The sequence below is a fragment of the Desulfosporosinus sp. BICA1-9 genome (genome assembly GCF_000802135.1).
Window position 1 is genome coordinate 34,479 of the sequence record NZ_JUEE01000015.1, and the last position, 22,550, is coordinate 57,028.

General features: G+C 45.8%; 23 protein-coding genes. 22 read left to right on the forward strand and 1 reads right to left on the reverse strand.

Features of this window, described 5'->3' with window-relative positions:
• Positions 1-107: 107 nt before the first annotated feature.
• From JL57_RS01440 to hslO, 16 genes are all read left to right on the forward strand, one after another.
• A complete protein-coding gene (locus JL57_RS01440; protein ID WP_034140275.1) occupies positions 108-797 on the forward strand; it encodes a zinc metallopeptidase in 690 nt (229 codons plus the stop codon).
• Entirely contained in the window at positions 790-2,145 is a 1,356-nt protein-coding gene (gene rsmB / locus JL57_RS01445) for a 16S rRNA (cytosine(967)-C(5))-methyltransferase RsmB (RefSeq protein WP_034140276.1), read from the forward strand. The genes JL57_RS01440 and rsmB overlap by 8 nt, the downstream gene beginning before the upstream one ends.
• A 52-nt stretch (positions 2,146-2,197) precedes the next feature.
• Complete coding sequence (gene rlmN, locus JL57_RS01450) at positions 2,198-3,265, forward strand: 23S rRNA (adenine(2503)-C(2))-methyltransferase RlmN (RefSeq protein WP_291299573.1); 1,068 nt, start codon at positions 2,198-2,200, stop codon at positions 3,263-3,265.
• Between the two features lie 2 nt (positions 3,266-3,267).
• Positions 3,268-4,083: an FhaA domain-containing protein gene (locus JL57_RS01455; RefSeq protein ID WP_034140278.1), complete on the forward strand. Its 816-nt coding sequence runs from the start codon at positions 3,268-3,270 to the stop codon at positions 4,081-4,083.
• Positions 4,084-4,102: 19 nt separating this feature from the next.
• Positions 4,103-4,552: an FHA domain-containing protein gene (locus JL57_RS01460; RefSeq protein ID WP_034140279.1), complete on the forward strand. Its 450-nt coding sequence runs from the start codon at positions 4,103-4,105 to the stop codon at positions 4,550-4,552.
• Positions 4,533-5,252 (forward strand): Stp1/IreP family PP2C-type Ser/Thr phosphatase, encoded by a 720-nt coding sequence (locus tag JL57_RS01465; RefSeq protein ID WP_034140280.1) that lies wholly within the window; start codon positions 4,533-4,535, stop codon positions 5,250-5,252. The genes JL57_RS01460 and JL57_RS01465 overlap by 20 nt, the downstream gene beginning before the upstream one ends.
• Before the next feature lie 4 nt (positions 5,253-5,256).
• Entirely contained in the window at positions 5,257-6,540 is a 1,284-nt protein-coding gene (locus tag JL57_RS01470) for an FtsW/RodA/SpoVE family cell cycle protein (RefSeq protein ID WP_034140281.1), read from the forward strand.
• The gene (locus tag JL57_RS01475; RefSeq protein ID WP_034140282.1) at positions 6,540-7,943 is read left to right on the forward strand and encodes a penicillin-binding protein 2; all 1,404 of its coding nucleotides are present in this window, start codon (positions 6,540-6,542) and stop codon (positions 7,941-7,943) included. Before JL57_RS01470 ends, JL57_RS01475 begins: the two co-directional genes overlap by 1 nt.
• A 10-nt stretch (positions 7,944-7,953) precedes the next feature.
• On the forward strand, positions 7,954-9,702 hold the full coding sequence (gene pknB, locus JL57_RS01480; protein ID WP_034140283.1) for a Stk1 family PASTA domain-containing Ser/Thr kinase: 1,749 nt from the start codon (positions 7,954-7,956) through the stop codon (positions 9,700-9,702).
• Positions 9,703-9,760: 58 nt separating this feature from the next.
• The gene (rsgA, locus tag JL57_RS01485; RefSeq protein ID WP_034140284.1) at positions 9,761-10,651 is read left to right on the forward strand and encodes a ribosome small subunit-dependent GTPase A; all 891 of its coding nucleotides are present in this window, start codon (positions 9,761-9,763) and stop codon (positions 10,649-10,651) included.
• Between the two features lies 1 nt (position 10,652).
• Complete coding sequence (rpe, locus tag JL57_RS01490) at positions 10,653-11,321, forward strand: ribulose-phosphate 3-epimerase (RefSeq protein WP_034140285.1); 669 nt, start codon at positions 10,653-10,655, stop codon at positions 11,319-11,321.
• The gene (locus JL57_RS01495; RefSeq protein WP_034140286.1) at positions 11,314-11,985 is read left to right on the forward strand and encodes a thiamine diphosphokinase; all 672 of its coding nucleotides are present in this window, start codon (positions 11,314-11,316) and stop codon (positions 11,983-11,985) included. The genes rpe and JL57_RS01495 overlap by 8 nt, the downstream gene beginning before the upstream one ends.
• Positions 11,986-12,042: 57 nt before the next feature.
• Positions 12,043-12,291: a hypothetical protein gene (locus JL57_RS01500; RefSeq protein ID WP_034140287.1), complete on the forward strand. Its 249-nt coding sequence runs from the start codon at positions 12,043-12,045 to the stop codon at positions 12,289-12,291.
• 517 nt (positions 12,292-12,808) lie between these two features.
• Complete coding sequence (locus tag JL57_RS01505; RefSeq protein WP_034140288.1) at positions 12,809-13,078, forward strand: type II toxin-antitoxin system Phd/YefM family antitoxin; 270 nt, start codon at positions 12,809-12,811, stop codon at positions 13,076-13,078.
• Positions 13,065-13,370, forward strand: coding sequence for a type II toxin-antitoxin system RelE/ParE family toxin (locus JL57_RS01510; RefSeq protein ID WP_034140289.1), 306 nt, complete (start codon positions 13,065-13,067; stop codon positions 13,368-13,370). Before JL57_RS01505 ends, JL57_RS01510 begins: the two co-directional genes overlap by 14 nt.
• Positions 13,371-13,591: 221 nt before the next feature.
• Positions 13,592-14,467 carry an Hsp33 family molecular chaperone HslO gene (hslO, locus tag JL57_RS01515; RefSeq protein WP_034140290.1) on the forward strand — a complete coding sequence of 292 codons (876 nt, stop codon included), beginning with the start codon at positions 13,592-13,594 and terminating at the stop codon, positions 14,465-14,467.
• Between the two features lie 479 nt (positions 14,468-14,946).
• Here the strand turns inward: hslO and rpmB are convergent, their stop codons facing one another.
• Positions 14,947-15,138: a 50S ribosomal protein L28 gene (gene rpmB, locus JL57_RS33255; RefSeq protein ID WP_291299570.1), complete on the reverse strand. Its 192-nt coding sequence runs from the start codon at positions 15,136-15,138 to the stop codon at positions 14,947-14,949.
• Between the two features lie 235 nt (positions 15,139-15,373).
• On the opposite strand from rpmB, the gene JL57_RS01520 reads away from it, so the two are divergent.
• From JL57_RS01520 to JL57_RS01545, 6 genes are all read left to right on the forward strand, one after another.
• Positions 15,374-15,730 (forward strand): Asp23/Gls24 family envelope stress response protein, encoded by a 357-nt coding sequence (locus tag JL57_RS01520; RefSeq protein ID WP_034140291.1) that lies wholly within the window; start codon positions 15,374-15,376, stop codon positions 15,728-15,730.
• Positions 15,731-15,779: 49 nt separating this feature from the next.
• Positions 15,780-17,453 (forward strand): DAK2 domain-containing protein, encoded by a 1,674-nt coding sequence (locus JL57_RS01525; protein ID WP_034140335.1) that lies wholly within the window; start codon positions 15,780-15,782, stop codon positions 17,451-17,453.
• 87 nt (positions 17,454-17,540) lie between these two features.
• On the forward strand, positions 17,541-18,209 hold the full coding sequence (gene sdaAB / locus JL57_RS01530) for an L-serine ammonia-lyase, iron-sulfur-dependent subunit beta (protein ID WP_034140292.1): 669 nt from the start codon (positions 17,541-17,543) through the stop codon (positions 18,207-18,209).
• Between the two features lie 21 nt (positions 18,210-18,230).
• A complete protein-coding gene (gene sdaAA, locus JL57_RS01535) occupies positions 18,231-19,094 on the forward strand; it encodes an L-serine ammonia-lyase, iron-sulfur-dependent, subunit alpha (protein WP_034140293.1) in 864 nt (287 codons plus the stop codon).
• Positions 19,091-21,649 carry an ATP-dependent DNA helicase RecG gene (gene recG, locus JL57_RS01540; protein ID WP_034140294.1) on the forward strand — a complete coding sequence of 853 codons (2,559 nt, stop codon included), beginning with the start codon at positions 19,091-19,093 and terminating at the stop codon, positions 21,647-21,649. The genes sdaAA and recG overlap by 4 nt, the downstream gene beginning before the upstream one ends.
• Before the next feature lie 5 nt (positions 21,650-21,654).
• Positions 21,655-22,413, forward strand: a complete 759-nt coding sequence (locus JL57_RS01545) for an AAA family ATPase (protein ID WP_034140295.1) — start codon at positions 21,655-21,657, stop codon at positions 22,411-22,413.
• The last annotated feature ends 137 nt before the right edge of the window (positions 22,414-22,550 follow it).

A 22,550-nucleotide genomic window follows, 5' to 3' on the forward strand; every position in this document is an offset into this window, starting at 1 on the left:
TGGTTTTGGAGACAACAGTGGGTATCTACCCCCTCGTTGTAGCAAAGCCTAAAAAACGCCCATATATTAAGGGGCTGCTAGAAAGTAGATAATACGGAGGTGTTATAATGTTTTTTTGGGATGATACTATGGTTCTCTTAATTCCTGCCATCTTACTCTCCCTATTTGCGCAATATCGAATTTCTTCGTCTTTCAAAAAGTATTCGAAAATCCGTTCAGAGGCAGGGCTGACTGGGGCGCAGGCTGCCCGGGAGCTCTTGAACAGTGGTGGATTATACGATGTGCGAGTAGAACCGATCGGAGGTCGTCTTTCCGACCATTACGATCCAAGTACCAGGGTTATTAGGCTTAGTGAGGACGTTTATCATGGCAACTCACTTTCCTCTGTAGCAGTAGCCGCTCATGAAACAGGCCATGCCTTGCAACATGCCTCAGGATATTTTCCGATGCAACTTCGATCAACCTTTGTTCCCGTGGCTAACTTCGGCAGTGGAGCGGGCCCGATCTTGATCATGGTGGGTCTTTTCGTGCCAAGCGTAGACTGGCTTCTACAGCTGGGAATCTTGGCGTTCACCTTTGCGGTAATTTTTCAGTTGATTACACTGCCGGTAGAATATAACGCCAGCAGTAGAGCGATGTCACTTCTTCAAGAGAGAGGTATGCTCGGAGGGAATGAATTGGGCGGTGCCCGTTCGGTGTTAAATGCTGCGGCCCTAACTTACTTGGCGGCTGCTCTGGCTGCGGTTCTTCAGTTAGTAAGATTCATTCTAATTGCGCGGGGGAGAAGCGATGATTAATCTAACAGCCCGAAGCATGGCCGTGCAGATGTTAACTCGAGTTGAGGTCGAAGGGGCTTATGCCAATCTTTTATTACAAAACAATATTGGCAGGCTAACGGATTCTAGAGACCGACAATTTGTGACCTTATTAGTCAATGGCACGCTCAAACATAGACTCACCTTGGATTATGCTTTGCGAAGGTATTTAAGCAAGCCAATGTCAGTACTTCCCCATGAAGTCAGGGCAATTTTGCGGATTGGCGCTTTTCAATTGCTTTATGCCGATAGGGTTCCCCCAGCGGTTGCAGTCAATGAAAGTGTAGAATTAGCCAAAGGTTACCCGAAGTATACAGGGCTGGTAAATGTAGTCTTACGAAAAGTAATGAGTACTGCCTGGGAGTTTCCCTGGCCGGATTCCAAGCGCGAAACTGTGCGCTATCTTTCCGTGCGTTATTCGCATCCTGAATGGATGATTCAGCGTTGGCTAAAACGTTGGGGTCAAGAGGAAACAGAAGCCTTATGTATAGCTAATAATGAACCAGCTCATACTTGGATTCGGACAAACACTTTAAAGATCTCACGTGAGAATTTAAGAGATCGTCTTATCGAGGAAGGAATCACGGTCGAATTAGGAACTCGGATCCCTGAGAGTTTGAAAATTCAAAACTTTAGTGCACTCGATCGACTTGAGAGTTTCAAGGAGGGGTTATTTACCGTTCAGGACGAAAGCTCGCAACTAGTCGCTCATGTCCTTAATCCTCAACCTGGGCAACATGTGTTGGACGCTTGTAGCGCTCCTGGTGGGAAGGCAACTCACTTAGCTCAGCTGATGGAGGATAAAGGGGAAATTCTGGCCTTTGATATCCATTCGCACAAACTTGACCTCATTCAACAATTAACCCAAAGGCTGGGGATCAAAATCATACAACCTCAGCTAGGGGATGCTCGGGACTTGCCCGGTGTAAGACTCGGCTCCCAACAGCGCGTATTGGTGGATGCTCCGTGCTCTGGTTTGGGGGTTTTGCGACGCAGGGCCGACCTGCGTTGGCAAAGGGAGGAAGAGGATCTAAAAGAGTTCCCTACCCTTCAATTAGCCATCTTAGAACGGGCAGCGTCTTGTGTGGACGTTGGAGGAGATTTAGTCTATTCAACCTGTACGACGGAACCGGAAGAAAACTTTGAATTGGTCAAGAGGTTTCGCTCCGGACATCCGGAATTTGAACCAGTCAACTTGGCAGAAAGCTTACCCTTTGAACTTGAGAATCCGCGAGATATTCAACAGGCGAATAAAGGAATGCTTCAGATCTTGCCGAATCGTCATGAGATGGATGGGTTTTTCTTAGCAAAATTTCGCCGTACTAGTTAAAAAGTATTAACTTCTTTACAGGGAAGTTTAATTGGATCGAATTGGGTGAATAATATATATTATGGAAATTATTGAGTTGCGCGGTTGTTTAGAAGATGAGTTGATAGAGATCTGTCGAGAGTTGGGTATAAAACAATTTCGAGGGACTCAGTTATTTCAGTGGGTGCAGCAAAAAGCAGTGCTTACCTGGGATGAGATTAGGAACATTAGCAAGAGTGACCTGCAAACGTTAAGATCCAGAATGCATCTATATTCTTTGAAACATGTGCACGAACAGCGTTCAAAGGATGGCACGCGCAAGTATCTATTCCGTCTTGAAGATGGAGAGATGATTGAGTGTGTTCTCATGGATTATTCGCGCAAATCAGCGCGGGATCGGCATACGGTCTGTGTTTCCACTCAAGTTGGATGTGCGGTCGGATGCACATTTTGTGCGACTGGATTAGAAGGCTTCCGCAGAAACTTGAGTTCGGCTGAGATCGTGGGGCAAGTTCTGGATATTACCCATCTGGTCAGGCAGGAAGATCCGGATTTCCAGGTGACCAACATTGTCTTTATGGGGATGGGGGAACCACTTCTTAATTATGATCATGTCCTAAAAGCAATCAAACTTTTGAATCATGAGCAAGGACAGGCCATTGGCATGCGCCGGATGACGATTTCAACCTGTGGGGTTGTACCCCGAATTATTCAATTGGCAAAGGATAATCCCCAAGTGGGTTTGGCAGTATCCCTTCACGCAGCACAGGATGAAATTAGGAATAATTTAATCCCCATGAATCGTCGTTATCCACTGGCTCTCCTGATGGAAGCCTGTCGTGAGTACTCACGAATCACGCATCGTCGGATTACCTTCGAAGTAGCCTTGACTGCAGATAATACGAGGCGGGAGGAAGCTGCGGCCCTGGCCAGATTACTAAAGGGACAATTAGGACACGTAAATTTAATTCCGGTAAATCCGGTGGAGGGTACTGGGATGGAGCGTCCCAATTCTGAGAAGATAATGGAGTTTACCCAAGTGCTGGAAGATGCCGGGATAGCCGTATCGTCACGTGAAGAGCGGGGGGCTGACATTAATGCAGCTTGTGGACAACTTCGTCGACTGTGGGAGGGTGATTAGTCATGAGCCTATTGGCCCGATTTGAGGGGATGGCCGAATTTCTTTTTACCGAAGCATTTAAAAAAGGTGCAACCCGGCTTCAACCTGTAGAAATTGCTAAAGAACTTGTGAAGGCAATGCTTAAAAATAAGCAAGTCAGTATTTCACAGGTTTATGTTCCGAATATCTACCGGGTCTATCTCCATTCCAGTGATTGGGGGCCAATAGCCAGTTTCGGGGATGCGTTTTTGATTGAACTCTCAAAATATTTATTTGCCGAAGCAGAGCGAAACGGCTATACATTTCTAACTAAACCTGCCGTTGAGTTACATGCGGATGAGACGGTCAATCCTAGACAGATGGTGATTGAAACTGATTTTGATGATTCAATCGTGGTCGACTGGGGAGATGATGAACTCAATGATCAAGGAGTAGAAACGGAAGATGCCCCTTCTAACCGATCGAATTGGAGAGAAAGTACGACTATTTTCCGAGAAAGTGTCAAGACAAACTTCCCTGCCGGGGATAAATCAGGGAGGAATTCCGAATTCTTTCTCGAAATTATTGAAGGTCCAGATATTGGACAGAAGTTCCCGCTCCAGGAGGCGGATCTTTATATTGGTCGTCATGGCCAATGTGATTTGGTACTTCATGATCCAGAAGTCTCACGTCGACATCTGAAGATCGCTTCGGGAGGAGAGAATGGTTGGTGGCTGGATGATTTGGGAAGCACAAACGGTTCCTTTGTGAATGGACAGCGAATTACACATCATACCACAGCTCCAGGGGACCGAATAAAAATCGGACAAAGTGTATTGGTCATACAAAGAGCCCCTTAGGCTCGATTTGGAGGATTGTATGCAATTTGTTTTAGTCATTGGACGACTCATTTTTGTCGCCCTTATCTATCTTTTTATCTTTCGTATTTTTACAGCGTTGTTGGCTGATCTTCAATTAAAGGGGATTTTCCAACGTTCTGTGCATGAGTTCGGGCGTTTAGAAGTCCTTACAGGAGGGGAATCTCTGGCAAGAGGGCGAATTTTTAGGGTAGATGCTAAAGGGCTGCGTTTGGGACGGGGAAAGCATAATGATATCGTTTTAACGGATCATTTTGCATCCATTGATCATGCTGTTTTCCGCTTGCAAAAAGGACAAACGATTGTGGAAGATCTGGGAAGTACGAATGGAACCTGGGTTAATGGAGAACAAATCCATTCTTCAGTGCAACTGGTTGCTGGAGACTATGTGAAAATTGGAAGTATTACCTTCCAATACTCGAGGTGGCAAAATGAGAGTTCTAAGCTTTAGTGAAAATGGGTGTGTCCGTAAAAACAACGAGGATTCTTTTCTGGTGATATCCTCGGCAGGGCTCTATGCAGTAGCCGACGGCATGGGAGGGCATCAGGCGGGAGAAGTAGCATCTTCGACTGCCTTGCATGAATTGGAAAAAATAGTTCCTCAACTTGCCAAGCTTGAAGAGCAGACTTTGGAAAAAGGGTTGACTGAGGCTTTTGCTCAAGCAAATCAAGTAATTTATGAAGCCTCAACCAACCAACCCGAGAATGCCGGAATGGGAACAACCCTGACGGTATTACTGATTTGCAACAGCGAAGTCGTGATTGCTCATGTTGGAGACAGTCGAGCTTATTTATGGCGCGATGAGGTATTAACGCTCTTAACAACCGACCATTCCCTCGTCGGTGAACTGGTGAGGTTAGGTCAGATCTCCCTTGAAGAAGCAAAAAAACACCCTCAACGAAATGTGTTGATGCGGGCAGTAGGCGCAGACCCAAGCGTAGAGGTGGATTGTCAGACTATGGGTTTGCAAACAGGAGATGTTTTCCTGCTGTGCACGGATGGTTTCTCCAATATGATCAGTGACCAAGAACTCACTGAAGAATTTCTAGAACCGGGCGCTTGGGAAGAACGATTGGAGAAATTACGACAGGTTACACTTGAACGAGGTGCCCCAGATAATTTCACAGCTTTATGCTGTATTATGGAGTGAGCCAATGATTCTGAGTTTGACCTCGCGTGTTTTAGTTTTAGGAATGATGTGGCTGGGACTTAGCCTATTGAAGTGGGACGGCGCTATGAGCCCCCTCTTTTGGCAAGCGCTGATCTTTACGGCTATTGTCCTTGTGGGGAGCTTAATGGAACAACTCTTCCATTATCAAGGGGACCCCTATATATTGCCTGTCGTCCAAGCCATCATGGCCTTGGGTCTTGTATTTGTTGTACGAGTTAATCCGGGGGTTGCCTTGCACCAATTCTGGTGGGCGAATATCGGCTTGTTGATGTTTTACACAGTTCTATGGGCAATCCGTGATTATCGATCCTTCGGAAGGTTTAGATACATTTGGGGGCTTTTAGCGGTTGGGCTGTTGCTGGTGACTCTTGTGTTTGGGTCTGAGGAAGGTGGAGCGACGAGCTCGCTGAAGTTCTGGGGATTCGGGTTTCAGCCCGAAGAATTTGTTAAGCTGGCTCTGCTCTTATTCATGGCAACCTACTTAGTAGAAAATGAGGAATTGTTGCGCATAGGGACGGTGCAATGGGGACGTTTCTCTTTGCCTGATTGGCGAACTTTAGGCCCTTTCATGATCATGGTGGCCTTCGTTCTTGGGCTTTTGGCCGCTCAAAAAAGTTTGGGGACTGCCTTGGTATTTTACTTGCTTTTTGTGCTCATGCTCTATGTGGTGACAGAGCGGGCTTTATATTTAGGAATATCTATACCGATTTTTCTCCTGACTGGAACTGTAGGTTATATGCTCTTTAGGCATGTGCGCGTTAGAGTTTCAGTGTGGCTGGACCCTTGGCAGGACCCGACGGGTATGGGGTATCAAATTGCCCAATCTCTGTTCGCTATTGGTGGCGGAAATATCCTGGGAACGGGATTAGGGAACGGGATTGGGGCCTCCACAGTACCCGTTGCAATTAGTGATTTTATATTTTCAGTCATTGCAGAAGAACTAGGATTTGCTGGGGCCATGGCTGTGCTTGTGCTCTTTCTGATTGTGGTTATGAGGGCTTTTGTCGTAAGTATCAGGGCCAAAGATCGATTTGGGCAAATTTTAGCCGCGGGGATTGGGATTCTACTTGGAACAGAGACTTTAATCATTCTGGCTGGGGTTACAAAGCTTTTTCCTTTGACAGGCTTACCACTTCCGTGGGTGAGTTATGGTGGAAGTTCACTCATTGTTCATTTTATCTTACTAGGGGTACTGCTCAATATTTCCAACGCCACAGCAACAAGTTCCCACAGCACGAAGAATAAGGGAAGGGAGTATGCAACATAATGCGAGGGATACGTCAAGTAGCATTGGGCATAGCCTTTAGTTTTTTTGTTCTGAGTCTGGGTTTGGTCTATTGGCAAGTTGTTAAGGCAGATACCTTGTTGAAACACCCCGCCAATCGTCGCATGATCCTGATGGAAAACCGTGTGACTAGGGGAGGAATTTTTGATCGTAACGGCGAAGTGATTGCAAAAACCCAGCTTATTAATGGGAAAAAGGTTAGAGTTTATACAAAAGGAGAAATGTACGAGCCTGCTCTCGGTTATTCGACGGTGAAATTGGGAGCATCCGGTCTCGAAGGAAGCTTAGCGGATTGGTTGTTAGGGCTCAAAAGGCCTACTCCCACTCAATCAGTTCAACAACTTTTTGCGCTTCCCCGGGAAGGGGATGATGTGGTACTTACTCTTGATTCGCGCTTACAGAGCCTGGCTTTTAATGCACTCAAGGGGAAAATGGGAGCAGTGGTGGCTATCGATCCACGCAATGGAGAAGTGTTAGCCTTAGCAAGCCAACCGAGTTTTGAGCCCAATAACCTTGACCAGAACTGGAATGAGATCAGAAGCCGCGAAAAGGATAGGCCACTTGAACCTCGTTACTCTTCCCTATATCCTCCTGGATCGACTATGAAGGTCGTTACATCTGCGGCATTATTGCGGAGTGGAGTTAATACCACAGATTTATACGAGTGTCAAGGATCCACGATTATTAATGGACAAGTTATTCGAGAACAAAACGATAAGGCCCATGGCTGGGTTAATTATAATATGGCTTTAGCCGAATCCTGCAACACGTACTTTGCAACATTTGGGGTACAGGCTGGGAATGAAAAATTCTTAGCCGCGGTCAAGGGTTTTGGGTTTGGGCAAATGGTTCCCTTTGAACTGAATGTTCCAAGAAGCTCTATTACAAAAGCAGAGAAAATTCCCACGACCTTGAACACAAACCTGCTGGCTGCCAGTACCTTCGGACAGGGGGAAGTTCTAGTCACTCCATTTCAAATGGCCTTAATAACAGCGGGTATCGCCAACCAAGGAGTTATTATGACACCCCATCTTGTGGAGCGGGTCCTTGACCCTTCTCAAAATGTAATCTTTAAACAAAAGCCCCAGCCTTGGTTGACTGCTCTTTCCAAAGCAGAAGCGGATAAAATCACCAGCGCCATGGTTACCGCTGTGACGGATGGAACGGCTGCACCGGGTGCTTTACCCAATGTTCAAGTTGCGGGTAAAACGGGCTCCGCCGAACCAGGAGGAGATGTCCCGACGCATGCCTGGTATATCGCCTTTGCGCCTGCGGAGAATCCACGGATTGCAATTGCCGTGATGGTGGAAAATGGGGGAACTGGTGGAGGGGCGGCTGCTCCGATTGCACGACAAATCATTCAAGAAGCACTAACCAGAAAGTAGGTGAGAGATAATGAGTAAAATTTTCGGGGGACGATATGAAGTCCTTGAGCGAATTGGTGCTGGAGGTATGGCAATCGTTTATAAGGCGAAGGATGTTTTGCTTAATCGCGTTGTAACCATAAAGGTGCTCCGGGAGCAGTTTGTCACTGATGAAGACTTTATCCGACGTTTTCGAAGGGAAGCCCAATCTGCAGCGAGTTTATCTCATCCGAACATTGTCTCGATCTATGATGTGGGTAAAGATGGAGATACCGAATATATCGTTATGGAATACGTAGAAGGTCGTAACCTTAAAGAAATTATTCGAGAGTATGCCCCTTTGTCCACAGACCAGTCCATTAATCTGGCGCGCCAAATCACTGGCGCTATCCAAAATGCCCATGAACACCATATTATTCATAGGGATATCAAGCCGCATAACATATTGGTGACCGCGGACGGACACACTAAGGTCACAGACTTCGGTATCGCTAGGGCAGTCTCTTCGGCTACGGTTACCCATACGGGTGATATTGTGGGCTCTGTCCATTACTTATCGCCGGAACAAGCCAAAGGAATTCAAAGTAATGAGCAATCGGACATTTACTCTTTGGGAATTGTTCTTTATGAATTGCTGACGGGTAAAGTGCCGTATGATGGAGAGACTCCTATCGCCATTGCTCTAAAACACCTACAGCAACTGCCTGTTCCGCCAAGCAAGCTTAACCCACGGATCGGCAGGGAATTTGAAGCGGTGATCATGCGGGCGATCTCTAAGTCGCCTGAACAACGATACTTAGCGGCTAAAGATCTCCTGGAGGACCTGAACCACATTCAGAACCGTCGACCGATTACGCGACTTGAGGCCTTTCAAGGGGATGATTCTGAAGCCACTCAGACTCACAAAGGGATGGTTCAAGTTCTGGCACCGATCGGAGTAAAGGACTCTATTCCAGCCAAGTCTAAAAATAAGCAGCGTAGGCTATGGATTATTGGGGGTCTCGTCCTTCTTTTCTCCTTGCTAAGTGGAGTGCTGTGGTTAAAGAGTATTTTTGCGGTACCACCAACCACGGTTCCCGATTTAGTTGGGAAAACTGTGCCTGTTGCAGAAGACTATATAAATAAGGCTAAACTAAGTCTAAGCCCTGAGCCCACCTTCCAGTTCAGTGATCAAGTCGAGAAAGATCGCATTATTGACCAGGATCCGAAGGCAGGGTTATCAGTTAAAGAAGGTCGGGCTGTTAAAATTGTAGTCAGCAAAGGCGTCGATATCGCGGAATTCCCAGATGTCAAGATAGGACAAATGTCAAAGGATAATGCCGTATTCCTTATTAAAAATGCTGGCTTTACCGGAAAGATAACCTTTGAATCCAAGCCGGATGCTAATGTGCCTAAAGATGCTGTTATTGATCAGAATCCTGCGCCAAAAGCCTCTTGGCCTAAAAACGGGGAGATTCATTTAACCATCAGTACTGGACCACAATTAGTTTCAATTAATATGCCCAGTGTGATCGGGAAAACATCTGCAGAAGCGCAGACGATACTCGTTGAACAGAATAGGCTGATTTTAAAGATTGAAACCGAGGACTCTACGACTTTCCCAATCGATGTGGTGATGAGAACCCTTCCTAACCCTGGAGAGGCAGTTCAGCAGGGGACTGAAGTAACGATTGTTGTTTCGCGTGGACCTGGACCGCTTGCCCAAGGAATAGGTGCCCTGGCAAGCAAGAATCCAGTATCGATTGCCCAGGTCTCTGGTATTCATTCGAAAGAATGGTAAACTTAAGAACTATTAATTTAGATCGAGCTTCGTACACGATAATTATAGTGAGGTATTTATGATCAAAGGAGTCTTACTCAAAGGATATGGCGGATTTTATTATGTTTATGCGGAAGACCGAGTATGGGAATGTTCCTTACGCGGTCGCTTTCGTATTAAAGATCAGGAGTTTATACCTGGCGATCAGGTGGTCATTCTTCCCGAAGGGGAAGACAAGGCGACGATTGAAGCAGTAGAACCCAGGCGTAACAGTTTAAGTCGCCCGGCGATAGCCAATGTAGATCAGGCTATTTTGGTCTTTGCTCTGACTTCTCCTAAGCCAGATCGGAATCTTTTAGATCGTTTATTGATTCAGGTCACTGAAGCAGAAATCGAACCTATTATAGTCTTTACTAAATTAGATAAAATAGAAGAGGATGCTTTAAGCAACGACACAGAAGTCCCTTCAATAAGTGATGTCTACCGCAATATAGGATACACAGTGTTCGAAGTCTCCAATAAAACGGGTCAAGGAGTTGAAGAATTTGGGTCTCGGTTGAGCAAGAAAATTAGCGTTCTTGCAGGACCTTCCGGAGTAGGAAAATCGAGTCTTTTCAATGCCTTATCACCAGGTAAGAACCTGAAAATTGGAGATATAAGCGTTAAGTCTAAGCGCGGCCGCCACACCACACGCCATGTGGAATTGATGGTTTGTGCTGGGGGGCTTGTAGCGGATACCCCGGGTTTTTCTGCCCTGGCTATGCCAGTTATGAAACGCGCAGATTTATCAGACTTTTTTCTTGAATTTGCCTCACGTCGTGGCCAGTGCCGCTTCAGCAGCTGTCTGCATGACAAAGAACCTAATTGTGCCATCAAAGCTGCGCTTGAAAAGGGAGAGATTTCTCCTTCTCGATATGAGCACTACCTAATATTTTTGCAAGAAGTAATGGAAGCAGAGAGGAAGTATTAATGTGATTCAGATTGCCCCTTCAATTTTATCCGCCGATTTTTCCCGTCTCGGTGACCAAGTCCAGTTGGTAGAGGAGGCAGGTGCTGAAGTATTACATATCGATATTATGGACGGGCACTTTGTCCCGAATCTTACCTTTGGACCTGCTTTAGTAAAATCCCTCAGGGGTCATTCCAAAATGCGCTTTGACGTTCATCTGATGGTTGAAGAGCCAGAGAAATTCATTGTGGATTTTGCGGACGCTGGTGCGAATCATATTACATTTCATTTAGAAACGTCCCGCCACGCCCATCGTGTGATCCAGCAAATCAAAGAGCATGGGATGACAGCGGGAATCGCCCTTAATCCAGCAACTCCGCTGGACGGTATCAAGTATATTCTACAAGATTTGGATATGGTTTTATTAATGACGGTGAACCCTGGGTTTGGTGGACAAAAGTTTATTCCGAATGTTCTTCCTAAGATTCAGGTACTCCATCGCCATTTAGAACAAACCCACTCGTCTTGCTTGATTGAAGTTGATGGGGGAATTAACCTCGAAACAGCAGCAGCGGTTGCCAAAGCGGGTGCCCATATTCTGGTGGCGGGTGCCGCTGTATTCGCTCAAGCTGATCCGAAACTAGCCGTGGCTAAAATTCGGCATGCAGCGGTTTTGATCAAGGGTGAATAAATTCAAAATTGCAGTCTTGGCAAATGGTGTTTGGGATTCTAAATGGGGAAAACATGTTCTGAATGAGGTCGATTTCTTAATATGTGCGGATGGGGGGGCAAATTATGCCGCCCTTTCTGAGTGTATGCCGGATCTTGTGATAGGGGACTTAGATTCGATTTCTCCTGAGAACCTAAGTCAATGTGAAACTTCGGGATGCATAATTGAGCGGTATCCGAGTGAAAAGGATGAGACGGATCTTGAATTGGCGTTTTTAAGGGCCGTGGAAATGGCTGATCTCGTCGGGGAACGAGATATTTGGTTGTATGGGGCAACTGGAAATCGAATCGATCATTTTTTGGGTAATATCGCCCTAATGCTGGCCTACGCGCGAAAAGGGTATCGGATTCGGTTGGTTGATCCTGAACACGAAATGTGGGTCCTGCAAGGTCGGGAAGAGATTAGCGCATCACGGGGGCAGGAACTCTCTTTGATCTCTTTATCAGAGCAGGCGGTCGTCACGACTGAGGGGTTGTATTATCCGCTTGATCGGGGTGTGCTTTATCAAGATTCCCCGCGGGGGATTAGTAATGTCTTTCTTGGTGGGGAGGCCGTGATTGAGGTGCATCAGGGGTGGGTGATGGTGGTTATTCCCAACGGGGGTGGGAACGACGGGAGGGCGTGATGTTGCTCCACTCACCCACGGCACCGTCCGAACCAGTTGAAGGAGGGAACTTTCCGTATGCTGAAAAAGCTTGAAGGCAATAACGCAGCATTATTTAAAACGTGGTTCCACAATAATAAAGATACAATTGTAGATATCGAAGGCAAGCATTTTTTAATCAAGCCGCTGGAAAACATGGTACAAGAGGAAATTGAAAGCGACATGGAACTTAAAACCTTGATTATGCAAGCGAAAGAAGATATTTCCAATGGAGTGGTTTACTCAACCGATGACATTATAGAGGCTATAGAAAAAGGACTGTTATAATGCAAATTAAATGGACTCCTTCGGCGAGACAAAGTCTGGGGCAAATCCGAAGTATTCATTTTACACAGCAAGAAACAAAGCGCTACAAGGTTGAATTGGTTCGGGGCTAAAGAACCGTCAAAAACATGAGTATAGCAAATCGGCACATCTGGCCGCATTTCCATACCGGGGAGTGTGGCCATTTTGAGTTTCCTTAGTTCGATGGCAGGCAAAGGATAATAAAGAGATTTGGAAGCCATAATTTACTATATATTTCATATAATATTTGCTATCAATATACGGGAATGTAACTAATATTATAATTATGCGTGCCTGATACTTTTTTGATATGTTTAGAAAATGAAAATACACTAAGGAGCCCTTATATGATCTGGTTATACCAAATGAAAACATTATTCAGATCTAAGAAGAGCAAGTGTAGGATCTGCTTTTATTGATATCCTGTTGATAACTGTGCCAAAACTAGCATATAATAAGAGCATAATTAAGTCGGAATTTTGCCTAGGAGTGATGAACAATGATTATTAAACCCACATCTGCCCTGAGGACAGAGCTTGGTGAAATAACAAGAATATGTAAAGAAAGGTCTGAACCTGTTTATCTGACCAAAAATGGTGAGGGCGAGTTGGTTGTAATGAGCATTGTTGCGTTTGAACGTAGGGAAGCAATGCTTAACCTAAGAGCCAAACTGTTAGAGGCCGAACAACAACGTCTTAGCGGCGCACCAACCTACACTACAGATGAGGTGAGAGAATATATCAAAGGTCTGCACAATGAGCAAGTATAGGATTGCGATATTACAGATTGCTCGTGAGGACATTGTGGAAATATTCTTTTACTTTGCAGAAGACAGTCTGACATCAGCGCTTGCAATGACCGACAAGATTACTGGCAAAATTGATACGCTTGCAGAGCATCCGTACATCGGTAAAATCGTACCGGATAGTGAGTTGGCAAAACAGGAATACCGTATGCTGATTATAGACAGCTACATCGCTTTTTATAAGGTAATTAATGACGAGGTCGTAGTATACAGAGTACTTCATGGAATGCGGGATTATCCCGACTTATTGAAATGATCGTGGGTTCCTTGGTCCACCTGTAAATGTCGTAAACTCTACGTGTAATTAATTAGAACTGACAAAAAAGTGAAAAATACTTCCTAGAATAGTAACAGTTAATGATTGTGTTTTAGGGAATACTATAGATGATATTTATCGGGTGATGGAATGAAGGTTAGGGATGCAAGTTAAGAACCGTCCCTGACTTGCACTTGAAATTTTAATAAAGGAAGTCGATTATGAAGCAGGATGAACTTTTGATTGGGACTATGCTTGACGGGAAGGTCCGTTGGGTTTTGGCGAGGACGACGGATACGGTGGAAGAAGCTCGTAGGCGTCATGGGATGTCGACCGTTGCTACGGCGGCGCTGGGCAGGTTGATGACAGGGACTCTTATTCTTGCTAGTTCTCTTAAAGGGACAGAGAGTATCACTTTGCGCTTATTGGGAGACGGCCCTTTAGAAGGGGTTGTGGCCGTAGGAAATGCGCGGGGAGAGGTTCGGGGTTATGTTAGGGAACCTTTGGTGGATTTGCCGCTTAAAGCTTCAGGGAAACTTGACGTGGGGGCTGCGGTTGGTCTTGGGGAGTTGTCTGTAAGCCGAAGCTTGCAAAATGGCGAGGTTTTTACTGGGACGGTTCCGATGGTGAGTGGTGAGGTCGCAGAAGATCTCGTTCATTATTTATTGACCTCTGAGCAGATTCCTTCTGCTATGCTGCTAGGTGTATTGGTTGAAAAAGACTATCATGTAGCAGGCGCAGGGGGGCTTTTAATTCAACCCTTGCCTGGAGCGACAGAAGAGGATATCCAGGCTATTGAAAATCTACTTGGACACTTGAAGATTGGGATTAGTGAACTAATTGCTCAGAACCAAATTCTAGAGGAATTACTAGGTCTTTTGATGGGGCAACTTTCTTATCGCGTTTTAGAACGCCGTAAGGTGACGTTTTGTTGTACATGTTCCAAGGAACGGTTAGGTGATACTTTGGTTTCGATCGGAAAAAAAGAAATAGCAGACCTAATCTCGGACGGAAATGCCGAAATGATTTGCCATTTTTGCAATGAACATTATCAATTTAATGCGGAAGAACTTCAACAAATTTTGGAGAGGGCGTGATGGGGAGGATGGGGCGGATGTTAAGGCGAGGATGTGAAGTTACTTCGCTCACCCACGGCGCCGTCGCTACCATGCTTGATTACTCGGCGAGAACGGCAAACCTCTGGGCTTTCTGAATGTGAGTCGCTCCTTGCCATCCTTGGCACCGCGACATCAGTCCATCCATGGACAAGCCCTATGCCGTTCTGGCCCCGAGTAATCTAAGCATGGTTGATCGCGACTATGCCTAACGGGTTCGCTCCGTAAAATCACATCCTCTGAGCTGGGGTCGACGTAGAATGGGAACGAAGGTGGATTGGAACGACTAGGGCGTGAAACAGTTGAATTGCTTCGCTCTCAACAGCGCTGTTGGCGCTTGGGTTTCGAACTAATATGGAGGGTGTGTAAGTTAAGTACAAGTCGAGAACCGTCCCCGACTTGCAGGGGGATGGAATTGTGGGTATGAAAAAAGCCCGACATAATGTCGAGCTTTTGATTCATTAGCTAGCGCGTTGAACTTTTCCGGAACGTAAACATCTAGTACAAACCTTGATCCGGGCAGGAGTGCCGTTCACAATAGCACGAACGCTTTGTAAGTTTGGTTTCCATGTTCGCTTTGTCCGTATATGAGAGTGACTCACTTGAAATCCGGTGACTACTCCTTTGGCGCATATTGCACATACTCTAGCCATGTGCTAAACCTCCTTTGCAACCGAAATGACACTAATACATTCTATCAAAAGTCTTACTGGTTGGCAAGGTTTACTAATGAATTTTCTTAGTGGATCGTGAAAGTATCTTTTGGAAGTTGCCTTTAGACGGATAAATAGTTTTTGTTAAGAAATATTGAGTTTTTCTTTGAACATTTCTCATTTCCTTGGTAGAATAGGGTCAACGTGGACGATACCGGAAGGGGAGGGTCCTTAAATGGCAAAAGAAATTATTAATCATTTAGGTAAAATTGAAATCTCTGAAGAAGTCATATCCACGATTGCAGGTGCTACCGCGATTGAGTGTTACGGCTTAGTAGGTATGGCATCACGCAAAATTACGGACGGAGTTGCAGATTTATTAGGACGGGAAAATTTGGCCCGTGGAGTAGTGGTTACCAATAAAGATAATGAACTTGTGATTGATCTCTATATCGTTGTCGGGTATGGTGTTAAGATTTCTGAAGTTGCATCAAGTGTAATGGAGCGCGTCCGTTATACTACAGAAAAGCTTACGGGATTAAACGTGTCCCAAGTGAATGTGAACGTCAAAGGTGTTCGCATCTTAGAGTAGAGCATAAGAGTAGGGGGATGCGGTTTTGAGACCAGCAGCTACACATAATATGAAAGTCCTGGACGGACAACTATGGAAACTGATGATGACGGCAGGGGCGAAGTCCTTAGAAGCAAAAAAACACGATGTAGATGCTTTAAATGTTTTTCCTGTACCAGATGGAGATACAGGCACAAACATGTTTTTAACCATTCAATCAGCCGCCAGGGATTGCGAAAAAGTATCCGGCTTAGCTATCAGTGAGGTGGCAGCAGCAGCTTCTATGGGATCCTTAATGGGAGCTCGCGGTAACTCGGGAGTAATTCTGTCTCAGCTCTTACGTGGCATTGCCAAGGGACTTGATGGATTACAATCAGCAAATGCTCTTCAAGTGGCACAAGCGATGCAATCGGGAGTAGATACGGCGTATAAAGCGGTTATGAAGCCGGTTGAGGGTACGATACTGACGGTTTCCAAGGAAGCGGCACGAGCTGCCTTAGCCACGGCTAAGGGGGGAGGCTCACTGCTTGAAACACTTCAAGAAGCACATCAAAAGGGAATGAAGTGCTTAGCAAAAACCCCGGATATGCTGCCAGTATTAAAACAAGCGGGGGTTGTTGATGCGGGAGGACAAGGATTCCTGATTATTTTGGGCGGATGGATCGCAGTCTTAACTGGCGAAACGCACATTCCTGATACACTATCCGTACCAGTGACCACGCCGACTGAACGTGAAGATCATGATTCAAAACGAGAGTTTATGCAGATTGAAAGCCTGGACTATCCATACTGTACAGAGTTTTTGGTCAAGGGTTCTGATTTACGGATAGACCAAATGAGACAGGATTTGAGCGATCGTGGAGACAGCCTCCTGGTCGTTGGAACAGCTGAAGTGGTAAAGATTCATGTGCATGTTAAAAATCCGGGAAAAATCCTGGATTATGCTATACAGTGGGGTACGCTTCACCAAGTTCAAATTCACAACATGTTAGAGCAAAACGAGAACATGGCTCATGCGACAAAAGCTGAATCGACAGATTCCGTTGATGCCCTGACAGAGACTCAGAATGAGGTTCAACCTCTGAAGGAATTTGGAGTCGTTGCTGTAGCCATGGGGCAAGGGATTTCCGATGTATTTATAAGCTTAGGTGCTGATGAAGTTGTCTTCGGCGGACAAACCATGAATCCGAGTACTGAAGATCTGGCTGAAGCGGTTCGGAAGGTTCCGGCACGTCAAGTTTTCATCCTGCCCAATAATGGGAATATTGTCATGGCCGCTCGTCAAGTTAAAGATGTCGTACAGGACCGAGTCGTTCATGTCATTTCCAGTAAATCAATCCCCCAAGGAATTGCTGCACTTCTAAACCTGAATACAGACGGAGATGCAGAGACTAACCTGAAAAGTATGGAACGAGGACTGGGAAATGTTCGCTCTGGTGAAGTGACTTATGCTGTTCGTGATTCACAGTATGGAGATTTAAGCATTTCAGATGGAGATATTTTAGGTCTAGTAGATGATGTGATAGTTACTACAGGAGAATCCTTATTTAAGGTAGCACAGTCGACCTTGGAAAAGATGGAATGGAAAACCCATGATTTGGTCACAATATTTTATGGAGAAGAAACAAAACAAGAAGAAGTTGAATTACTCCAGAAGTGGCTGCAGGAAGAGAATCCGAGGGTTGAAGTTGAGGTTCATCCCGGTCGGCAACCGCTCTACTATTATATTTTGGGTGTGGAATAGGTTATCCTCCGGAATTTTTCCGGAGGTTTTTTATAGACCCCCATGCCGTTGTGCAATATCACTGATTCATAGGAGGTAATAACAGTTGTGAGTAAGAGTAATGTTTTTGATCTTTTAGGTCCGATCATGGTGGGTCCGTCAAGCTCTCATACGGCGGGTGCAGTCCGTTTGGGTGTGATGGCCAGAAAGATTTTAGGAGAAGAACCAGTAGAAGGGACGATCATTCTACATGGTTCATTTGCTAAGACGGGGAAAGGGCATGGCACAAATTTGGCCTTGGTTGCGGGGCTGTTAGGCATGAATCCCGATGACGAACGGATACCGGATTCTCTCAAAATCGCTCAAGAGCGCGGACTGAATTTTAGTTTTAAAACGGGGGACCTGGGAGATGTCCATCCAAACAGCGTGAAGTTTGACTTGATATCTAAGACCAAAGGCCAGGTTCAGGTTACAGGGTCCTCTGTTGGAGGAGGGACAATTGTCATTCAGGAGATCAATGGTTTTCAAGTAGAAATAAAAGGAGACTACCCCACCTTAGTCATCCTGCACCAAGATATTCCAGGAGTTGTTGCGCAAGTGACGCTTCTTCTGACGACGGCCCAGATCAACATTGCGCGAATGTTGGTTTCCCGTGAAAAGAGGGGAGCTCAAGCGCTCATGGTCTTAGAGACAGATCAACAAATTGACGAGGCTGTCCTTGGTTTATTAAGAAAACTACCTAAAATTAATCAGGCATTGGCTATTGAGCCCTTGTGAATTTATAGGAGGCAACGAATTATGCGCGCCTACGAAGATTGGGTTATCGAGGCAGAAACAAAAGGGCTGAAAATTAGTGGAGTTATTCTCCAAGACCAAATAGAGGAATTAGAGCAATCGGAAGAAGCGTTAATGCAACGAATGAGCACAAACTTGAAGGTTATGAGAGAATCCGTCGCAGCCGGTCTAATCGGGGAACGTCGTTCTTTATCGGGTTTGGTAGGAGGGGACGCAGTAAAGGTTGAGAGTTACCGAAAAAACGGCGCAAGCTTAGTGGGTGAAGTCATGAGTGGGGCAATTTCTAAAGCACTTGCTGTAGCGGAAATTAACGCTTGCATGGGTAAAATAGTTGCTGCACCAACTGCGGGTTCCTGCGGGGTACTGCCAGCAGTTTTGTTAGCGGTTGAGGAGTCCCGTCAAGTCTCGGAGAAGGAACTCTTACTGGCCCTTTTTACTGCGGCGGGATTAGGAATGATTCTTGCGGAGCGGGCTAGTGTCTCGGGAGCTGAGGGTGGATGTCAGGCTGAAATCGGGTCTGCTGCAGCGATGGCAGCAGCGGCAGCTGTGGAATTGGCGGGTGGATCGCCGAGGCAGACGGCCGATGCTGCAGCGATCGCCATGAAATCGATGCTGGGTTTAGTTTGCGATCCTGTCGGTGGACTGGTTGAGGTTCCTTGTGTCAAACGAAATGCAACGGGAGCAACGATTGCTTTGGCAGCAGCTGAAATGGCGCTGGCGGGTGTCAAGAGTGCGATCCCTATTGATGAAGTTATTGATACCATGGGCGAGATAGGAAAACAAATGCCTTGCTCGTTGAAGGAAACAGCGCAAGGTGGGCTTGCGGTAACACCCACAGGACGGCGAATTCGGGCTGATTTTCTATGAACTTAACTCAGATTCAGCTCGTGCTTAATAACTTTCAACGGGCGCTTTCCGCAGAAGAAAAACAAGGGTTCACGAATACCGGGGTGTTGGGAGGATTTAATGTATTTTTGCGGGGAATCCTCCCTCGTCTGGAACAGCTCTTTCCTGGAAAGGACATGGAGTTGTTGGGAAAGTTAGCTCAGAACTATCCAACCTGGAGCCCGCTTCGGCGTAGAGAAGCTTTTTCTGAACTCCGCCGCTTCATACAAGAAGTTCTGCTTGAGGCAGAGGATATTATCCCTCAAAGTGTACCAACAAAAGAGGATATTGGATCACAGAAGAAACAGGTTGAAGAACCCGAGAAAAAGGGACAACCTGAGAATGAGAATAAGCTTGAAAAACTCGATCAGGTACAATATCAGGAACTAACGGAAAAGCAGAGGTCAGAAGAGCAAAAAACACCCCAAAAGCAGGAGATCTCGATTAAGAGCGGAGAAGATGAAAACCACAGTGTCCAAGTCCAGGAAATACATAAAAAACGTAGCAGTACTTCCTTGCGAACAAGGCCCCTCCAATACTTAAAAGGGGTTGGTCCGGAAAGAGCGAAGCAACTTGAGCAATTAGGGATACAGAATGTCCATGACTTGCTGCTTTATTATCCACGGCGGTATGAAGATCGTCGCAAGCGGATGATTGCAGAGTTGAATGACGGAGAAGTGGCGACCATTGAGGGTAAAGTAGTTGCAGGGCATGTGACAAGCGGCAAGCTGAAAGTCGTTAAGTTAAGTATCGAGCAACAAGGGCGTTTGTTCCACGCGACCTGGTTTAATCAAACGTTTATTTTGAAACAATACCCTGTGGGAACTCAAGTGATTGTGACGGGGAAGGTGCGCTGGCAGCAACAGGTACCGGAAATATTAGCGACAGATATTGAAAAGGTTGGTGCAAGTAGTCTCGAGAATGTGCATAAACAAGACTCAGAAACTATTTTACCGATTTATTCAGAAACAGCGCGTTTATCCTCAAAAGTAATACGCAGTATCATGCAAAGTATTTTGCATCAAGTGGAAGAAGGGTTTCCTGAGATCCTCCCCCAAGAAGAATTGCGAGAATGGATGGGGCGTTCTCAAGCCCATCGAGAAATTCATTTTCCTAAGAATTATGCCAATCTGTCTCGAGCTAGAAACCGACTGGTATGGGAAGAGGTTCTCTTTCTGCAACTAGCAGTTGCTGGATTGCGTCAAGGCCTGGCCCGGGAGGGAAGCCCTCCGCTTATCGGGGGAGAGGGTTTGCTCCAGAGTTTTTACAAGGGCTTGCCCTTTCAACTGACGTCAGCCCAACAACGAGTTATCCATGAAATATCCCAAGATTTGAAAAAATCACAAGGAATGGCACGCTTGGTTCAGGGGGACGTAGGATCAGGCAAAACGGCGGTTGCCATGGCCGCCTTGTTACGCTCGGTGGGATCAGGGTACCAGGGAGCAATGATGGCCCCCACTGAAATCTTAGCCTTACAGCATTTGAAGTCCCTTGAGAAAGTGTTCACCCCTCTGGGTATTTCAGTGGTTTGTTTGCTAGGGAGTCAAAGTAAAGGTCTCCGGGAAGGGATTTTGGCAGAGATTGCAGATGGAACGGCGCAAGTCGTCGTGGGCACCCATGCCCTTATTCAAGAGACCGTGGTATTTAAAGCCCTGGGTCTGGCCATTACGGATGAGCAACATCGTTTTGGGGTACGGCAGCGTACTCTACTTCAGAGTAAAGGTGAAAGTCCTCATGTTTTAGTGCTCACAGCGACGCCGATTCCACGGACCTTAGCTTTGACACTCTACGGGGATTTGCAGCTCTCGGTACTTGACGAAATGCCAGTCGGACGAAAGACCATTATTACTCGAAAATTGACGGAACGACAACGTCCAAAGATGGAAAAATTCCTGGATGAACAAATCAACCTAGGGTTGCAGATTTATGTGGTCTGCCCACTGGTGGAGGAATCCGAGACCCTCGATCTAATTTCTGCCACGCAACGTGCGGCAGATCTTCAGGTTCGGTTTCCAGAGCGTCGTGTCGCCCTTCTGCATGGAAGAATGAAGGGGGCGGAAAAAGAATCGATCATGACTGCTTTTCACGCCGGGGAGATTGATATTCTGGTTGCAACGACTGTGATTGAAGTTGGGGTTAATGTTCCTAAAGCCTCTGTGATGGTGATCGAGTCGGCAGAACGGTTCGGGCTCGCCCAGTTACATCAGCTTAGAGGACGAGTAGGACGAGGGAGTGAACAGTCTTATTGCTTTTTGATGGCTGGAAATAACAGTCGTCGTTTAGATGTTCTCTGCGAAACCGAAGATGGTTTTAAAATTGCCGAAGAAGATATGCGCTTGCGTGGAACGGGGGAACTATTAGGGACGAGGCAACACGGTTTGGCCGAATTACGTCTGGCTGATCTCTCGCGAGATGGGCTCCTTGTCGAGAAGGCCTATCAGATGGCACAGAGAGCGTTAGAGAACCCAGAGAAGTATGAATTGCTTTTTCAAGAAGTGCAGAGGTGTTTTCCGCCGGATAAGATTGGGGTGCATTAGGGGAGATGGAATCAAGAAGATCGGACCAGTACATAAGATCTGTTAGATTAAATCGAGCAGAGGTTCCCACATTCACCGAATATCCTTTCGATTTAGCCGCAATTAGGAATTTGGAAACTCTATCATTTCATCCTCAAGTAACCTTTATTGTTGGAGAAAATGGTTCGGGGAAGTCAACTATCTTGGAATCAATAGCAGTCGCCTATGGCTTTAATGCTGAAGGGGGCACTAAGAATTTTAATTTTTCTTCGAAAGCAACTCATTCCAACTTGAATCAATACATTAGATTAGTCAAAGGCTTGAAAAGCCCGGAAGATGGCTTTTTTTTACGAGCTGAAAGTTTTTATAATTTGGCGACGAATATCGATAAATTAGATTCAGAACCTTCCTTTGGACCGCCATTAATCAATTTCTATGGAGGCCGGTCTCTCCATGAACAATCTCACGGAGAATCATTCTTTGCAGTTTTTCAAAATAAATTTCGAGGGAAAGGGATATATATTCTAGATGAACCTGAAGCCGCTTTATCACCTTCGCGGCAAATGTCAATGATAACGAGATTACATGAATTGGTTCATCAAGGGTCGCAGTTTATCATTGCCACTCATTCTCCCATCATAATGGCTTATCCCCAGGCGCGAATATATCAGATTCAAGATGGATTTAAAATTGTTAAGTATGAAGAAATAGAACATTATCAAATTATGCGAGCTTTTATGAATAATACACAGAAGATGTTGGATATTCTCATGGAATTAGCCTGAGTTCTGGCAGGATTTGCCGAGTATTTTTTTAATGAAATGGTCAAATAATATCATCAAGAAGCGGATGCAAATTAACTAGACAGCAGCGAAGAAGGTCTGCTGTCTGATTCGTTCAATCGTTGATATAGAAAATCTAA

Coding starts and splice junctions, on each gene's coding strand:
- JL57_RS01440 (WP_034140275.1), top strand. CDS start 108: ATGTTTTTTTGGGATGATACTATGGTTCTCTTAATTCCTGCCATCTTA.
- rsmB (WP_034140276.1), top strand. CDS start 790: ATGATTAATCTAACAGCCCGAAGCATGGCCGTGCAGATGTTAACTCGA.
- JL57_RS01455 (WP_034140278.1), top strand. CDS start 3,268: ATGAGCCTATTGGCCCGATTTGAGGGGATGGCCGAATTTCTTTTTACC.
- JL57_RS01460 (WP_034140279.1), top strand. CDS start 4,103: ATGCAATTTGTTTTAGTCATTGGACGACTCATTTTTGTCGCCCTTATC.
- JL57_RS01465 (WP_034140280.1), top strand. CDS start 4,533: ATGAGAGTTCTAAGCTTTAGTGAAAATGGGTGTGTCCGTAAAAACAAC.
- JL57_RS01470 (WP_034140281.1), top strand. CDS start 5,257: ATGATTCTGAGTTTGACCTCGCGTGTTTTAGTTTTAGGAATGATGTGG.
- JL57_RS01475 (WP_034140282.1), top strand. CDS start 6,540: ATGCGAGGGATACGTCAAGTAGCATTGGGCATAGCCTTTAGTTTTTTT.
- pknB (WP_034140283.1), top strand. CDS start 7,954: ATGAGTAAAATTTTCGGGGGACGATATGAAGTCCTTGAGCGAATTGGT.
- rsgA (WP_034140284.1), top strand. CDS start 9,761: ATGATCAAAGGAGTCTTACTCAAAGGATATGGCGGATTTTATTATGTT.
- JL57_RS01500 (WP_034140287.1), top strand. CDS start 12,043: ATGCTGAAAAAGCTTGAAGGCAATAACGCAGCATTATTTAAAACGTGG.
- JL57_RS01505 (WP_034140288.1), top strand. CDS start 12,809: ATGATTATTAAACCCACATCTGCCCTGAGGACAGAGCTTGGTGAAATA.
- JL57_RS01510 (WP_034140289.1), top strand. CDS start 13,065: ATGAGCAAGTATAGGATTGCGATATTACAGATTGCTCGTGAGGACATT.
- hslO (WP_034140290.1), top strand. CDS start 13,592: ATGAAGCAGGATGAACTTTTGATTGGGACTATGCTTGACGGGAAGGTC.
- rpmB (WP_291299570.1), bottom strand. CDS start 15,138: ATGGCTAGAGTATGTGCAATATGCGCCAAAGGAGTAGTCACCGGATTT.
- JL57_RS01520 (WP_034140291.1), top strand. CDS start 15,374: ATGGCAAAAGAAATTATTAATCATTTAGGTAAAATTGAAATCTCTGAA.
- JL57_RS01525 (WP_034140335.1), top strand. CDS start 15,780: ATGAAAGTCCTGGACGGACAACTATGGAAACTGATGATGACGGCAGGG.
- sdaAA (WP_034140293.1), top strand. CDS start 18,231: ATGCGCGCCTACGAAGATTGGGTTATCGAGGCAGAAACAAAAGGGCTG.
- recG (WP_034140294.1), top strand. CDS start 19,091: ATGAACTTAACTCAGATTCAGCTCGTGCTTAATAACTTTCAACGGGCG.
- JL57_RS01545 (WP_034140295.1), top strand. CDS start 21,655: ATGGAATCAAGAAGATCGGACCAGTACATAAGATCTGTTAGATTAAAT.